10 protein-coding genes are annotated in these 15320 nt (G+C 70.4%); 3 read left to right on the forward strand and 7 right to left on the reverse strand.

Features of this window, described 5'->3' with window-relative positions; genetic code table 11:
• Positions 1-206: 206 nt before the first annotated feature.
• Complete coding sequence (locus NBY69_RS15700) at positions 207-3332, forward strand: GH92 family glycosyl hydrolase (RefSeq protein WP_250301521.1); 3126 nt, start codon at positions 207-209, stop codon at positions 3330-3332.
• Between the two features lie 107 nt (positions 3333-3439).
• Here NBY69_RS15700 and NBY69_RS15705 read toward each other — a convergent pair whose 3' ends face one another.
• From NBY69_RS15705 to NBY69_RS15730, 6 genes are all read right to left on the reverse strand, one after another.
• Entirely contained in the window at positions 3440-3706 is a 267-nt protein-coding gene (locus NBY69_RS15705) for a hypothetical protein (RefSeq protein WP_250301522.1), read from the reverse strand.
• A 153-nt stretch (positions 3707-3859) separates the two neighbouring features.
• Complete coding sequence (locus NBY69_RS15710) at positions 3860-6178, reverse strand: DUF4838 domain-containing protein (protein ID WP_250301523.1); 2319 nt, start codon at positions 6176-6178, stop codon at positions 3860-3862.
• Positions 6175-7203 (reverse strand): aliphatic sulfonate ABC transporter substrate-binding protein, encoded by a 1029-nt coding sequence (locus NBY69_RS15715; RefSeq protein ID WP_250301524.1) that lies wholly within the window; start codon positions 7201-7203, stop codon positions 6175-6177. The genes NBY69_RS15710 and NBY69_RS15715 overlap by 4 nt, the downstream gene beginning before the upstream one ends.
• Positions 7200-7982: an ABC transporter ATP-binding protein gene (locus NBY69_RS15720; RefSeq protein WP_250301525.1), complete on the reverse strand. Its 783-nt coding sequence runs from the start codon at positions 7980-7982 to the stop codon at positions 7200-7202. The genes NBY69_RS15715 and NBY69_RS15720 overlap by 4 nt, the downstream gene beginning before the upstream one ends.
• A 2-nt stretch (positions 7983-7984) precedes the next feature.
• Positions 7985-8911 (reverse strand): ABC transporter permease, encoded by a 927-nt coding sequence (locus NBY69_RS15725; protein ID WP_250301526.1) that lies wholly within the window; start codon positions 8909-8911, stop codon positions 7985-7987.
• The gene (locus NBY69_RS15730; protein ID WP_250301527.1) at positions 8908-10395 is read right to left on the reverse strand and encodes a sulfatase-like hydrolase/transferase; all 1488 of its coding nucleotides are present in this window, start codon (positions 10393-10395) and stop codon (positions 8908-8910) included. Before NBY69_RS15730 ends, NBY69_RS15725 begins: the two co-directional genes overlap by 4 nt.
• Before the next feature lie 222 nt (positions 10396-10617).
• Between NBY69_RS15730 and NBY69_RS15735 the strand changes: the two genes are divergently transcribed.
• Positions 10618-11907, forward strand: coding sequence for an ROK family transcriptional regulator (locus NBY69_RS15735; protein WP_250301528.1), 1290 nt, complete (start codon positions 10618-10620; stop codon positions 11905-11907).
• On the forward strand, positions 11904-12881 hold the full coding sequence (locus NBY69_RS15740; RefSeq protein WP_250301529.1) for a formylglycine-generating enzyme family protein: 978 nt from the start codon (positions 11904-11906) through the stop codon (positions 12879-12881). The genes NBY69_RS15735 and NBY69_RS15740 overlap by 4 nt, the downstream gene beginning before the upstream one ends.
• A gap of 11 nt (positions 12882-12892) precedes the next feature.
• Here NBY69_RS15740 and NBY69_RS15745 read toward each other — a convergent pair whose 3' ends face one another.
• Positions 12893-15151, reverse strand: coding sequence for an FUSC family protein (locus tag NBY69_RS15745; RefSeq protein ID WP_250301530.1), 2259 nt, complete (start codon positions 15149-15151; stop codon positions 12893-12895).
• Positions 15152-15320 lie beyond the last annotated feature (169 nt).

A 15320-nucleotide genomic window follows, 5' to 3' on the forward strand; every position in this document is an offset into this window, starting at 1 on the left:
CCGGACCGGACCCCGGGGCGCGATCTTGTTTCTCCGTACGCCCTCTTGACCGGGCGGGGCCGGTACCTGAGTGTGTGGTGGGCTCGACCCTCGACCCTCAGCAGGAGGCACACGTGAGACGTTGGAAGACTCGTGGCGCAGTCGCCGCAGTCGCGGCGCTGTTGTTCGCCGGAACGGCGACACCGGCTTCATTTGCTCTGACAACGTTGTCACACGGAACGCAGGCCGGTGCGCGCCTCGTGGACGACCCGTCCGACTACGTCGACCCGCTCATCGGTACCGGAAGCGGCGGCTCGACCGTCGGCGAGATCAACAACTTCCCCGGCCCCGCAGCCCCTTTCGGGATGATGCAGTTCTCGCCCGACACGGCCGGTTCGTACGCCGGGTACCAGTACCACAGCGACTCCATCCGGGGCTTCAGCATCGATCACGCCTCGGTCGGCTGCACCGCGTTCGGTGACGTACCGATCCTCCCGGTGACCGGCGATGTCGGTGCCGCTCCGTGGGACCGGACCGAGCACTTCTCGCACACCGGCGAGAAGGCGGAGCCCGGCTACTACGCGGTCACCCTCGACGACTCGAAGGTGCGCGCCGAGCTGACCGCCACGACCCGCACCGGGCTGGCCGCGTTCACCTTTCCCGAGGGCGGGGACGCGGCACAGGTCCTGGTCAAGGGCGGCGCCAGCCTCGCGGGGGACAAGCACGCCGATATGCACGTGGTAGGCGACCGGCAGGTCACCGGGTCCGCGACCACGGGGAACTTCTGCGGCAAGGGGAACGAGTACACGGTTCACTACGCGATCACCTTCGACCGCCCCTTCACCGCACACGGCACCTGGGACGGCAAGTCCGTGTCGAAGGGCAGCGACGCGGTGGACGCGCCCAAGGCAGGCGCGTATCTGACGTTCGACACCGCCGGGACGCGCACCGTGCGCGCCAAGATCGCCATGTCGTACGTCTCCGTGGACGGAGCCAGGGCCAACATGGCCTCCGAGGTGCCGGGTTGGAGCCTCGACAAGCTGCACCAGCAGACCCGGGACCAGTGGACGGCGGCGCTGCGCAAGGCCCGGGTCGCGGGCAGGGACACCGACCAGCTGAAGACGTTCTACACCGCGCTGTACCACTCGCTGATGCATCCGAACACGTTCAACGACACGGACGGGCGCTACATCGGGTTCGACAACAAGGTCCGCACACTGCCCGAGGGGCGTACGCAGTACGCCAACTTCTCGGACTGGGACACCTACCGCTCGCTCGCGCCGCTGCAGGCCATGCTGTGGCCGAAGGAGGCGAGCGACATGGCCCAGTCGCTGGTCAACGACGCGGTGCAGGGCGGGTGGTGGCCTCGCTGGCCTTTCGCCAACGGGTACACGGGGCAGATGACCGGCGACAACTCCGTCGCTCTCATCGCCAACCTGTACGCCTACGGCGCCCGGGACTTCGACCTCAAGACCGCCCTGAAGTACCTGGTCAAGGGCGCCACCACGGTTGACTCCACGCCGGGCGCGTACAAGGAGCGGCCCGACATCGCCAACTACGTCGAGCGCGGCTACGCGCCCAACAACGACGCCTCACGCGGTGACCACCAGCGCGTCGGCGCCTCGGTCACGCTGGAGTGGGCGATCGACGACTTCGCCATCGCCCGGCTCGCGACCGCCGCCGGGGACCACAGCACCGCACGTACCTTCACGCTCCGCAGCCAGAACTGGCAGAACATCCTCAATCCGGCCACGGACTATCTCCAGCCGCGCGGTGAGGACGGCCGCTTCCCCGACGGTCCGGGGTTCCAGCCGCCGCCGGAGGGCAAGTTCGGCCAGGACGGCTTCGACGAGGGCAACGCCGCCCAGTACAACTGGCTGGTCCCGCAGAACACCGCGGGGCTGATCACCGCCATGGGCGGCCGTGCCGCCGCGTCCCAGCGGCTCGACACCTTCTTCGGCCAGCTCAACGCCGGTCCCAACGAGCCCTACATGTGGGCCGGTAACGAGATCGACTTCGGGGTGCCGTGGGTGTACGACTACCTCGGTCAGCCGTGGAAGACGCAGAAGGCGGTACGGGACGTCGCCACCACGCTCTTCAGTCCCACCCCGGACGGCGAGCCCGGCAACGACGATCTGGGTGCCCAGTCCTCCTGGTACGTCTGGGCCGCCCTCGGTGTCTATCCCTCGACCCCCGGCACATCCGATCTGGCCGTGCACAGCCCGCTGTTCGAGCGCGCCGTGCTCGACCTGCCGGGCAAGGGCCACGACCTGGACATCCGGGCCCCGAAGGCTTCGACGGGCACTCCGTACGTCCACGAGCTGAAGCTCGACGGCCGCTCCTACGAACGCACCTACCTGCCGAAGTCCGCGGTCACGAAGGGCGGGCAGCTGGACTTCGCCCTGTCCGACAGCCCCGACACGCACTGGGCGACCTCTCCCGCGGCGGCTCCGCCGTCGTACCGCACGGGTGAGCGTTCCTTCCTGGCGAATGCGACGCCCAACCAGGTCACCGCCGCACCGGGCGGTGCCGGGGTGAAGGTCACGGTCGACGCGCAGCGGCTCGCCGGGCGGGACCGCGACCTGACGGTGAAGGCGACCGCGCCGAAGGGGCTGTCCGTGTCCGCGGGCAGGAAGCGGCTCGCGCTCGACTCCGCGACGGGTTCGGGAAGCGTCGAGCTGACGGTCGAGGCCGGTTCCGGAACGGCCGACGGCTACTACGAGGTCCCGCTCACCGTGAGCGGAGCCGCGCCGGGCGACTCCGTGCGGCTCTCCGCGATCGTTCTGGTCGCCGCGCACGGCAGCCTGGCCGCCGCCTACGACAACACGGGCCTGTCCGACGACGCCGACCACGGGCAGGGCGACTACGACCGTGCCGGGAACACCTACTCCCGGCAGGCTCTGGCCGCGGCCGGCCTGAAGGGAGGAGCGCGGGTGGAGGCGTCGGGCACGTCGTTCGTATGGCCCGCGGCCCCGCAGGGGCGTCCCGACAATCTGGTCGCGGGCGGCCAGACGCTGGCTCTGGACGCCGAGGACGCCCGGCGGTTGTTGTTCGTGGGGTCGGCCACCAACGGGGATCACCAGGACAGCGCGACGGTGACCTTCACGGACGGCACGACCGGAAAGGCGGATCTGTCGTTCGGTGACTGGTCCCTGCCGGGCGGCGGCACGGACCCGGTCCTCGGGAACACCCTGGTGGCGCGGGCCGCCCGGCGGAACCAGTCGGGTGGCACCGGTGGTGCGGTGAGCGTCTTCGCCACCACGCCCTTCCAGGTGCCCGGGGGGAAGCACATCAAGAGCGTGACCCTGCCGAAGAACCCGGAGCTGCATGTGTTCGCCGTCGGCCTCGGCTGACGGACGACGCGGTGCGGTGTGCGGGCCGGTGATCCCTTCCAGGGTCACCGGCCCGTACGGCTGCTGCTGCGCCGCAACGGCCCGCCCAGGAGGGCGGTTTCCCCCCGTCAGGGGGTGTCGCCCTCCCAGTCCCACAGCAGCGAGCCGGCTGTACGCGGGCCGTACAGTGCGTGCCCGCCGGGGCCGTGGGAGCCGATCTCGGTGGCCAGCGCGGCGGCCTCCGCCAGCCGCGGTCCGGGCCACCCGGTCACGTCCAGCAGCAGACCGTCGAGCGGTCCGCCCACCAGCTCCCGGTAGACGCGGCCCGGCCGCGGGCCCGGATCCGGGTCGTCGTGGTCGGCGCCGTACACCCGGCGCCAGGTCCGTTCATCCATGTCCGACAGCATCCCAGCCACCACTGACACTCCCCCGCTGAGCGGTCACGAACGGTCCGGTCGCGACGGATCCGCTTCCGTCGCGACCGGACCGGTGTCACCCTGCCGTGCGTGTCATGTGGTGCGGGGCGGTGCTGTGTTGTCACTCCACGGTCACTCCACGGTGAGATCCACGTACGCGGGTGTCAGCCGGGTGCCGTCGACCAGCCGGAACTCCAGCGTGATCCGGTGGTCGCCGGCCGCGGCGGACGCATCGGCGCGGGCGTCCACCCGGTGCGAGGCGCTCCTGGTACCGCGGACCCGCAGGCTGCCACGGGCCGGGGTCAGCGTGATGCCGTCCGGGCCGGACGCGGTCCAGTGCACGGTGTGCCCGGTGAAGTCCACGTCCTGCGCCACGACCGTCAGTGCCACCCCGGCTCCACCGCGCGCCAGTGTCAGCTCACCGGGATCGCCGAACCCGGCTGCCGGACAGGAGTAGTTGTCCACGGCTTCCTGCCGGACCGTCGTGTCGCTGTACGGCACCGCGTCGTCCTCGCTGTGCCCGCGCCACCAGGCCTGGGTGTTCGGCAGGGCGACGCCGTTGAACCGGTTGCTCATCAGCTGGGTCCGGTAGGCCGCACGGGCCGCGGCCAGTTCGGGGCTGCCGGCCGGCTGCAGCCCGATGCTCATGTCGGCGAGGTTGACCTCGATCCCTCTGCGCAGCCGGTCGATCACTGTTCGCGCGGAGTCGTCCCCGGCCTGTGCGGCTGCCGTCTTCAGCGCGGCGGAGGCCTGGCTGTAGTTGTCGTGCAGCTTGGTGACCGTGTGGGTGTCGGGGTCGAAGCGGGTGAGGTCGTAGTACTCCCCCATGGATCCCGCGGCCGAGGCGCCGAAGCGCGCCTGGAGGTAACCGTCCCGGTAGGCGTCGGCTTCCAGGCTGTTGTCCCAGGCCAGTGCGGCGACCAGGCTCTGGACGTGCTCGTACGTGATCCAGTCGCCCGGTTCGCTGTACATGCCGATGCCGTTGACACCGAGCTGCGACTCGAAGGCGACATCGGCCGCGATGGTGTCGACGGGCCGTACCGGCTGGCTGCGCCAGCGGTAGCGGCGGTAGTACTCGTACATCACGAGGGAGCCGCGGAAGCTGGTGCGCCAGGCCCCCAGGGCCTTGGCCAGCCCGGTGTTGGCACTCACGGCCGGATCGCCGAGGGATCCGTCGTAATTGCGGCCGTACGGCGCGAAGTCGACGACGACCTGGGGGTCGCACGCGTAGTCGGGGTCGGGCGGCTGGATGGTGGAGTTGTAGGCGATGCGCTCCACACGGACACCGGGCAGCTCGTCGCGGAGCACCTGGGCGAGCTTGTTGACGACCACCGACTCGGCGTTCGCGGCCTTGCCGTACCGGTCGAGGATCGCCTTCTGGAACTTGGGGACGTCGGGCGGCCAGCAGTCGAAGACCGTGATCTCCGGACGGGCCCGCAGGAACGCGACCACCTTGGCTATGTAGGCGTCCAGGGCCTCGGGGTTGTAGATGTCGAAGAGCGGCCCGCCGGATGCGTAGAACTGCGGGTAGTCCGCCGGGGGCAGGAAGCTGTCGTAGCCGTGGCCGCCGGTCTCGATCCTGATGCCGCGCTTGGCGGCCTCGCGGGCGAGCACGGTCCGTACGCCGTCGTACGTGGTGACGCCGAGGCCCAGGTAGTTCGTCGGGTAGACGAAGGTGTTGAGCCGGTTCTTGGCCATCCAGTCGAGCAGCGGGGGCAGGCTCTGCGCGGTGTGGCTGAAGCCCTCCTCGGCGTACTGACGGCGGAATTCCCAGTCGGGCCGGTCGGTGAGGTGCACGGCGGGCAGCGCGAGGGTGCGGACCCGGGGAACGTGCTCGCTGTGGCCTTCGTACGCGGGGAAGGCGGGGGCGAAGAAGCGGACGCCCAGCCGTTCGAGCAGGGCGTACACCGCGTAGAGCGGGGCCCGGTCGCCGAGGCCGGTCAGCAGGATGTCCTGGTCGTCGCCGAGCAGGGTGAAGGTGTCCTCGGGCGCGCCGGAGAGTTCCTGGCCGGCTTCGGTGAGCCGGTTCCCGGACACGGTGTTCCCGGTACCGGTGCCCGCGCGCAGCACGACCAGGCCGGTGACACCCGCGGGCACCGCGCCTTCGGTGCTGCCAGCGGCGGCGCGCAGCGGCAGCGTGGCTCCAGTGATCCGCTGTACATAGTCGCGGAGTTCGGTGGCGGCGAACCGGGCGCTGTCGCCGCCCCACCACAGAACGGTGGCCGCGGGGCGTCCTCCCGAGGCCACCGGCAGGGTGCGGGCGGCGCCTGCGGGAGCCGTGGTGGCGGTGGCAGCCGTCGCGGGGGCAGCCGCGGACAGCGGCAGTACCGTCGCGCCCGCGAGCCCGGCGGCTCCCACCAGGAACCCTCGCCGTCTCACCTCACTCGTGCCGTTCACCCGGTCCCCCTGGTTCCGGGGTGCCCCGGGGTCCGTACCTCTGCTGGTGCTCATGTGTGGTCCGCCTTTCCGGCCGATGCATACAGGTCACTGAGGTAGTAGTCCTTGGCCTTGCCTGCCTCGGGCAGCTTCTTCATCTGGACGAAGAGGTCCGAGAGATGGTCGAACCAGCCGCCGACCGTGCCGTCCTTGCTGAGCTTCGTCAGCTCCGCGGAGGGAAGGATCTTCACGTAGTCGGTGGAGCCCTTCAGCTGTCCGGCGGGCAGCTTGAGGAACTCGGCTGCCACGGTCTCCGACTCCTGCGGGTGCGCGGCGATCCAGTCGTCGGCCTGCTTGAGGACCCCGGTCACCTTCTTGACGAGTTCCGGGTTGCCCGAGGCGAGCTTGGGCTGGGTGACGAAGACATTCGGGAAGGTCGTCTTCGGGTAGTAGTCCTGGGTCCGGCTGATCTCCTTCAGACCGGGGACCTTCTTCTTCATGGTGTCGATGAGCGGGTACCAGGTGGCGGCGGCGTCGACCTTCCCGGACGAGAAGGCCGTGACGACGGTGGAGGCGTCCATGGTGACCTTCTTGACGTCGCTCTCCTTCAGCCCGGCGTCGCGGAGCGCCAGATTGAGGATCATGTCGCCCGATGTGCCCTCGGCCACGGCGATCTTCTTGCCCTTGAGGTCGGCGGGCTTCTCGATGCCTGAACCCGGCTGGGCGATGACGCGGTCGGCGAGACCCAGCATGTTGACCGAGATGATCGACGCGCGGCCGGACGCGGGCAGCCACAGGGCGCCGGGACCGAGGTAGCCGAAGTCCAGGCTGCCCGATCCGAGAGCCTGTACCTGGAGCGGACCGTTGGTGAAGACCTTCAGTTCGGGGGTGATTCCCGCCTTCTTCCACAGGCCCTGCTTCTGGGCGACCGCGAGCGCCGCGGAGCCGCTGTAGTCGGCGATGTAGCCGAAAGTCACCTTCTTCTTGCCACCGTCCGAGGCGGCGGAGGATCCGCTGGAGCAGCTGGTGGCCGCGGGGACGAGCAGCAGGGCGAGGAGCAGACCCATGGAGCGGCGGCCGATGGCGCGTTCTGTTTTCACGACGTGCTTCCTTCGAGGGGAGCTGGCTGGTGGTGGACGGCGTGCCACACCTGGGCGCGCAGTTCGGCGAATTCGGGTGACAGGCGCTGCTCCTCGGTACGGGGATAGGGCAGCGAGACGGGGATGACGGTGTGGATGCGGCCGGGGCGGGCGGCCATGACGACGACGCGGTTGCCGAGGAAGACCGCCTCGTCGACGTCGTGGGTGATGAACATGACGGTGCGCCGGTCCCGGCTCCAGGTGTCCAGCAGGGATTCCTGCATCCGGACGCGGGTCAGGGAGTCGAGGGCGCCGAAGGGCTCGTCCATGAGGAGGATCTTCGGGTCGACCGCGTAGGCGCGGGCGATGGCGCAGCGCTGTTTCATGCCGCCGGAGAGCGTTTTGGGCAGGGCGTCGGCGAAGTCGGTGAGCCCGACGAGTTCGATGACCTCGCGGGCCCGGCGCCTGCGTTCGGCCTTTTTCACCCCGGCCACCTTCAGGCCGTACTCGACGTTGCCGGTCACGGTCATCCAGGGGAAGAGCGCGTACTGCTGGAAGATGACACCGCGTTCGGGGGCGGGGCCGTGGACGGGGACGCCGTCGACGGTGACTTCGCCGTCGGAGGCGTCGAGGAGCCCGGCCGCGATGTTCATCAGGGTGGACTTGCCGCAGCCGGACGGGCCGACGACGGTGACGAACTCGCCGTCCTCGATGTCGAGGCTGACCCGGTCCAGGGCCAGGAAGTCGCCGTCCTTCACCGGGAAGTCCCGTGTGACGTCGGAGAAGTTGATGGTGGGCATGACTACCTCCGCTCCTGCCAGTGGGTCAGCCGGCGCTCGGCGAGGAGCAGCAGCCGGTCCATGACGAGTCCGATCGCTCCGATGGCGATCACCTGGACGAAAATGGTGGGCAGGTCGTAGTAGAGCTGCGCCTGCTGCATCCGGTGGCCCAGTCCGTCCTGGGCCGCGATGAGTTCGGCGGCGACCACGGTCGCCCAGGAGGCCCCGAGCCCGATCCGCATGCCGACCAGGATGAACGGGGTCGAAGCGGGGACGACGACGCCGATGAAGACCTGCGGGTCGCGGGCACCGAGTACCCGTGCGGCGTTGACGAGGGTGACGTCGACGGCGACGACGCCCTGGAAGGTGGAGACGACGGAGGAGAGGAACGACGCCAGGAAGATCACGAAGATCTTCGGGGTCTCGTCGATGCCCATCAGGACGATGGCCAGCGGGATGATCGCGAGCGGCGGCACCATCCGGAAGAACTGGAGCCAGGGCTCGATGAGCCTGCGGACGACCGGGTACCAGCCCATCAGGAAACCGACGGGGATCGCGAGGACGACACCGAGGACGTAGCCGATGAGGACCCGCTCAAGGCTGGCGCCCGCGTCGGAGAACAGGGTTCCGTCGGCGATGAGCTGCCCGGCGCGGCGGGCCACGGAGACGGGCCCGGGAAAACCGTCGATGCCGCTGTTGGCGAGGACGACCCAGGTGAGCAGTCCCAGCGCGGCGGAGGCGAAGCCGAGCAGTACGGCCGTGAGGCGGCCGGTGCCGCCCGCCTTCTTCTGCGCTTTCTTCTTCTGCGCGTTCTTCTGCGCGTTCTGCCTCTTCGCGGTCGCGGGGTCCGTGCTCACGGCGCCCGTGTTCTCCGTGCGCCGGTCGGCAGGCCCGGTGTCCGTGGCCGTGCGGTCGGACGCGGCGGGTCCGGACAGCAATTCGTCCTTCATGCCACTTCCTCCGCGACCCCGTCGACGTCCGGCGCGCGGTCGCCGCCGATGTCGGCCATGTAGCTCATCCAGGTGTATGCCGGGTCGCCACGGCGCAGGAGCTCCCGGTAGAGCCGGACGGTGAGGTCGCGCCGGATCTCCGCGTAGGCGGGCGCCTCGTACACGTTGTGCAGTTCGTGCGGGTCGGTCCGCAGGTCGTACAGCTCGTGCGTGCTCTCCGGGTTGTGGACCAGCTTGTGGCGCCGGTCGCGGATCATGCGCTGGGAGTACGGGAAGTGATGGCCGTGGAACTCGGCGAAGATCTCGTCCCGGCCGTCCCCGGCCGGTTCACCGTGCAGCAGGGGCAACAGGCTTTCCCCGTCGCACAGTTCGGGGACAGGTGCTCCGGCCAGTTCGAGGATGGTCGGGTTCAGATCGATGAGGTTGGCGAAGTCGTCGCGGACCTGGGCGGGTGCGCCCGGCACCCGGGCGAGGGCGGGGATCCGGTAGATGTCCTCGTACATCGCCGGGCCCTTGTCGTTGAGCCGGTGGGCGCCGGTGAACTCGCCGTGGTCAGCGGTGAAGAAGACGGCCGTCTCGTCCCACAGGCCATGCGCCTTGAGCGCTTCGAGGAGCCTGCCGACCTGCTGGTCGATCATGGTGACATAGCCCCAGTACACGGCGATGAGCTTGCGCCAGGCAGCCGCGTCGAAGCCGTCGGACGACCAGTAGGCGCTGTACTGGCGCTGCACTTCGGGCTTGCCCGCGAAGGTCTCCGCCATGGACGCGGGGAGCGGGACGTCCGCCGGGTCGTACATGTCGTAGTACTGGTCGGGGATCAGGTAGGGCAGATGCGGCCCGTACCAGTGGCAGGAGAGCATGAACGGCTTGCCGGTCGCCTTCCAGTCGGCGGCGTAGCGGTCCAGCAGGCCGAGGGTGCGGTCGGTGAGGAACGCTTCCATGGTGGCCTCGGCGGGCTGCTGGAGGCGGCCTGCGATGAGGTGGCCGCGGCCGGTGCCGTTGGCGGCGGCGCCGAAGACGGGTTCGCGTACGGCGAAGGGCGGGAAGCCGTTGTCCTCCAGCCACTTCTCGTACGAGGGGTGGTGTACGGGGTTCAGCGCACCGGGCAGGTGCTCACCGTCGAGGCCGTAGAACTCGGGGCCGCGCTCCCGGCCGATGTGCCATTTGCCCGCGTGGCCGACCTGGTAGCCGTGGTCCATCAACTGGCTCCACAGCATCGGGTTGTCGTCGTCCAGCTCGTCCTTGCTGCCGCCGTTGCGCTCGGGGTTGTTGAGCAGTCCGTGGCGGAAGGGGTGCAGGCCGGTGGCGAGCGAGGCACGCGCCGGGGTGCAGATCGCGGTCGGCGTGTAGAAGCGGTCGAAACGGGTTCCCTCCGCCGCCAGGGCGTCCAGGGCCGGGGTCTCCACCAGGGGGTTGCCGTAACACCCCAGGGTGTCGACCCGGTGTTGGTCGGTCATCAGGAACAGGACGTTGCGCGGAGCCATGGACTGGCCGCCCTTTCGGTGGGGTTGTGCCTGGTGCTGTGTGCCAAGTGCCGTGCTGGGTGCGTCCGTCGGTGCGCGCACCGAGCGCCTGCCGGTGCCATTTCAGGCAAGTGCCGGGAACTGTATGGACGTCGGTTTTTTACGTCAACCCTCGGGAATTAATTCGGTGTGAATTCGTCCGGGCGGTTGACATAAACCGCGGGCCCGGCAGACCATGCGTCCATGACCGAACCCACCGACGCCTTGCAACGCCTGCGCAGGGCCAATGAAGCCGCCGTTCTCGGCGAACTGCGCCGCTCCGGCGCGCTCAGCCGCGGCGAGCTGAAGGCGAGGATCGGGCTCTCCCGTACCACCCTGTTCGCGATCGTCTCCGACCTGCTGGAGCGCAAGGCGGTCGTGGAGCAGCCGGCCGCCGAATCCGAGCAGCCGCGCGGCCGGGGCAGGCCTGCCCTGGAGATCTCGCTGAACGCACGCGGCGCCGAGCTGATCGGCATCGATCTCCAGCGCAACCGGATCCATGTGATCGTCGCGAACTGCGCCCATCAGGTGATCGGCAGGTCCAGCGCCCCGGTACCGGCGGACAGCGGCCCGGCCGAACGTGCCGCACAGGCCGTCGAGGCGGTCGAGGAGCTGGTACGCCGCGAGGGCATCAGCCTCGCACCGGTCGAAGGCATCGGCCTCGGCCTGCCGGGCTTCGTACAGAACCCGGCTTCCGGGGACCCCCGCACCATGACGCCGTTCGCCACCCATGTCGCGGCGGAGCTCGGCGAGCACTTCGGTGTCCCGGTCCTCACCGACAACAACTCACGGCTGGCGGCGCTCGCCGAAGTCACCTGGGGCGCGGCCCGCGGCCACGACAACACCGTTTTCCTGGCGTGGTCGGAAGGCGTCGGCGGCGGACTCGTCGTGAACGGAACGCTGGTGCGCGGCGCCCACGGCGCGGCGGGCGAGATCGGCCACACCAGCGTCGATCCCCAGGGGCCGGTCTGCCATTGCGGGGGCCGCGGCTGTCTGGAGGGTGTCATCAGCCTTCCGGCACTGCTGGCTGCCTGCGCCGACCGCGGCGTCAGGGCCCATGACGCGGCCGAGTTCATCGCGCTGGCCGCCGACGGACAGCCGGACAGCGCTGACGTGCTGCGCGGGGCCGCTGTCACCGCGGGCCGTGTGCTGGCCGCACTCGCCGCCCATGTCGACCCCGAGTGCATCGTGGTCTACGGCGAGCCCGCCGCCCTGGACGAGCTGGTACTGACCCCCATCCGGGAGCAACTGGCGGCCCTGTCCCTGCCGTCCGCTCCTCGCACGATCACCGTCTGCGGCTCCGCCCTGGGCGCGGACGCGGCAGCGCTCGGGGGTGTCGCCCTGCTGCTGCACACCACCGGCCAGGACCTGGCGGAACTGCTCGACCGGCCGGTCCCCGGAGCCGGCGGACCGGGCGCGGACCAGGACTCCGGCGCTCCCGGCGGCGGATCCGGCCCCACACTCCGGGCGCTCACCACCGGCGCCGGACAGTGAACGCGTGCTGCGGGCCCGCGCGGGCGACGGCCACCGAGGCTCCCGCCGGACCGGAGACGCCGGCCGCTCCCCCGGCGGACTTCGCCGTCCCCGACCGGCGGCCGGCCGAACTGCTGCGCGGCATGGTGAGCGTGCCGGGTGGCCCCTTCCTGATGGGGGGTGACGACGAGGACGCGTTCCCCGCGGACGGCGAGGGGCCGGTACGGGAGGTGACCGTCGGCCCCTTCCACATCGACGCGGCCTGCGTGACGAACGCCCGGTTCGCCACCTTCGTCAAGGCGACCGGATACCGGACCGAGGCCGAACTCATCGGCTGGTCCTACGTGTTCGGGGCTTTCGTACCGCAGTCCGCGCGCGGGGCGGTGCTTCCGGGCGGCGTCCCGGGCGCGCCCTGGTGGCGGGCGGTGACCGGCGCGTACTGGCGTGCACCCGAGGGCCCCGGTTCCTCGGTGGGCGACCGCCGGGACCATCCGGTGGTGCACATGTCCTGGAACGACGCGAACGCCTACGCCCGCTGGGCGGGCAAGCGGCTGCCCACCGAGGCCGAGTGGGAGAAGGCGGCCCGCGGCGGGCTCGTCCGGGCCCGCTTCCCGTGGGGCGACGAGCTGACCCCGCGCGGCAGGCACCGCTGCAACATCTGGCAGGGCGACTTCCCCGTACGCAACACCCGTGAGGACGGCTTCCTCGGGACCGCCCCGGTCAAGGCGTTCTCCCCCAACGGCTACGGCCTGTACAACACTTCGGGCAATGTGTGGGAGTGGTGCGCCGACCGCTTCAGCCCCGACTGGCACCGGGACGAACGTACGGAGACCCGTATCGACCCGGTGGGCCCGCCGACCGGTGCGAACCGTGTCCTGCGCGGCGGCTCCCACCTCTGCCACAGCTCCTACTGCAACCGCTACCGGGTGGCCGCGCGTACCTCCAACACCCCCGACAGCACCACGGGGCACGGCGGGTTCCGCTGCGCGCTGTGACCAGACAGGTCCTACGCGGCCTTGCGCTCCTCGCGCCCGGTGACCGGTACGTCGAGGGTGCGCGCCAGGCCGACCACACCCTCGTCGAGGCGCTGGAGATGCCGCAGTACCCGGTAGGTGACCGACCCGGACCGGAGCGTCTCGGAGTTGCTGCCCTCCAGCATCGCGGCGATGCTGGCACCGGACTCGACCTCGTCGCCGGTGTCGGCGCTTTCGTCCCGCACGTGCGCGACGATCACATCGATGTTGTGCGCGATGCGTCGGCCGGACCGGGCCAGGCGGGGGTCGGCTGCGACGGTCCTGCTGTACGGCACCAGTTCGGCCGTCGCCGCCAGTGAACGGGCGTGGTAGGCGCTGGTCTCCAGCAGCGCCACCAGGTAGCGGGCGGTCTGCCGCCGCACCCGCAGCGGGGTGATCGGGTGGATCAGCGGCTGGGTGGAACGGCGCAGATCGTCCAGTGCGGTGTCCAGGTCGCGCGCCATGTCGAGGAGATCCACGGCGGGCCCGCCGCTGAGCTGGGTCACCGCGGCCGACGCGACGTCCCGCAGCCGGGCGAGCACCGTGGCCAGGTGCTCGTCGGTACGGCGGTCGGTGTGCACCGGAAGCACCAGCACGGCGGCGATGATCCCGCAGGCGGCGCCCAGCGCCGTCTCCTCGATCCGCAGCACCAGCACGGAGAGGCTGTAGGTGTTGAGCAGGGTGTAGAGCAGTCCCAGCATCGCCGTGACGAAGAAGGACATCAGGGCGTACGAGAGCGGCGCGGTGAAGAACATCCCGAAGATGAAGAGCAGGACCAGCGCGAAGGCGGTCCAGGTGTGGTTGCCGACGAGACCGGCAAGAGCGACACCGGCGACCACGCCCAGCACCGTGCCCAGTAGCCTGCGGTAGCCCTTGACCAGGATCTCGCCCGTGGACGCGGTGTTGAGGAAGACGACCCAGCAGGTGAGCACCGCCCAGTACCAGCGCTGGCTGGAGAGGAACTCACCGCCGATGATGGCCAGGGTCGAGCCGACCGCGACCTGGAAGGCGGCCCGGGTGGTGCGCCGTTGCAGCCCGGTGCGGTCCTCCTCCGTGTCCTCGGACCCGACGATCGCCACGTCCTCGGCCTCGAACTCCTCGCGTGAACGGGTCGTCTCCGGTGTGTCGTCCGACTCGTCCTGGGGTCCGTCCAGCGCGAGCCGCAGACCCAGCACGGAACGGGCGGCCTCACCGATTCCGCGGAACACGTCCTGCACGGCGTGCGAGGCGGGCGGCAGGTTCTCCTCGTCCCGGTAGCCGAGCAGCCTGTTGCGCAGATGTGCCAGCGTGGTGCCCCGCTGGTCGGGCGTCAGCCGCGACACCACCAGATGCAGGGTGTTCAGGTCCCGGCGCAGCGTCGCGGTCGTGGCGTCCTCGGCCCGCGTGCGGTTCGCCGCTGCCGGGACCGGAGCGTTCGGCAGATGCAGGGTGAGGGTGTCGGCCCGTTCCGCGCTGCGGGCGTTGAGCAGCAGGACGCCGAGCCGCTCCGCCGCGATCTCCGCGTCCGCGATCCTGCGCTGCACCAGCGCGGCCGTGGCCGCGTCACGCGTGCCCGACTCCAGCTGGCCCTGGATCATCAGCGCCGTCTCGTGAAGCCGGGCGGTGCCCTTGCGCAGATCGTCGAGGACCTTGTCCAACTGCTCGGGAGTGGCGTCCAGCAGCGCCGCCTGGGTGGCCACCAACTGCGCGAACCGGGCCCGGAATGCCTCCCGCAACCGGCCCAGGGTGCGCTCGGGAGTCTCCGGTACGACGGCGAACCGGACAACCGCGCTGCATGCGAAGGCGATCGCCAGCGTCAGATAGAGCCCCGGCAGGGCGGAGACGGTGGCGTGCACGAAGAGCGAGATGAAGTAGACCTGAAAGCCGATCAGGCCGAGTGCGGTACCGCGGTCGCCGAACCGGCGCGAGTAGACGGCGCCGAAGATCAGCAGGACGAAGAACGCGTCACCGGCGACGACCCGGCTGTTGAGGAGCGCCCCCAGGGACATCGCCGTGAGGGCGACGGGCAGCGCGAACCCGAGCGTGATCGCCTGGCCGCGTACGTCCTTCTCCCTGATGGCGAAGGTGAAGACCATCGCGGCCATGGCACCGGCGACCAGCTGGGTGACGGCGGTGTGGAACAGTGCCAGGACGAGCAGCGCGAGCCCGATCGCACCGACCGTCCGCAGCCCCGCCATCAGTCGCAGAAGCCCGGGATCGGATGCCGCGAAGCGGTCCCAGGTACTGGTCCGTGTCCGCCGTGTTGCTGCCATCGCGCTGCCGTACTCTCCTGACTCCGACCATGATCCGGGTACGCCCCAGCATCGCACGGGCGGGTTCAGCGGGACCCGAGCAGGTCGGTCCCGGTCTGCTCCGGGCGGCCGGACCCGTCGGACGCCCCCGGGGGCCGGCGTCACGACCGCACGTTCTCCGGCTGCCCCG

This window comes from Streptomyces sp. A 4/2 (genome assembly GCF_940670765.1).
Classification (GTDB): Bacteria; Actinomycetota; Actinomycetes; order Streptomycetales; family Streptomycetaceae; genus Streptomyces.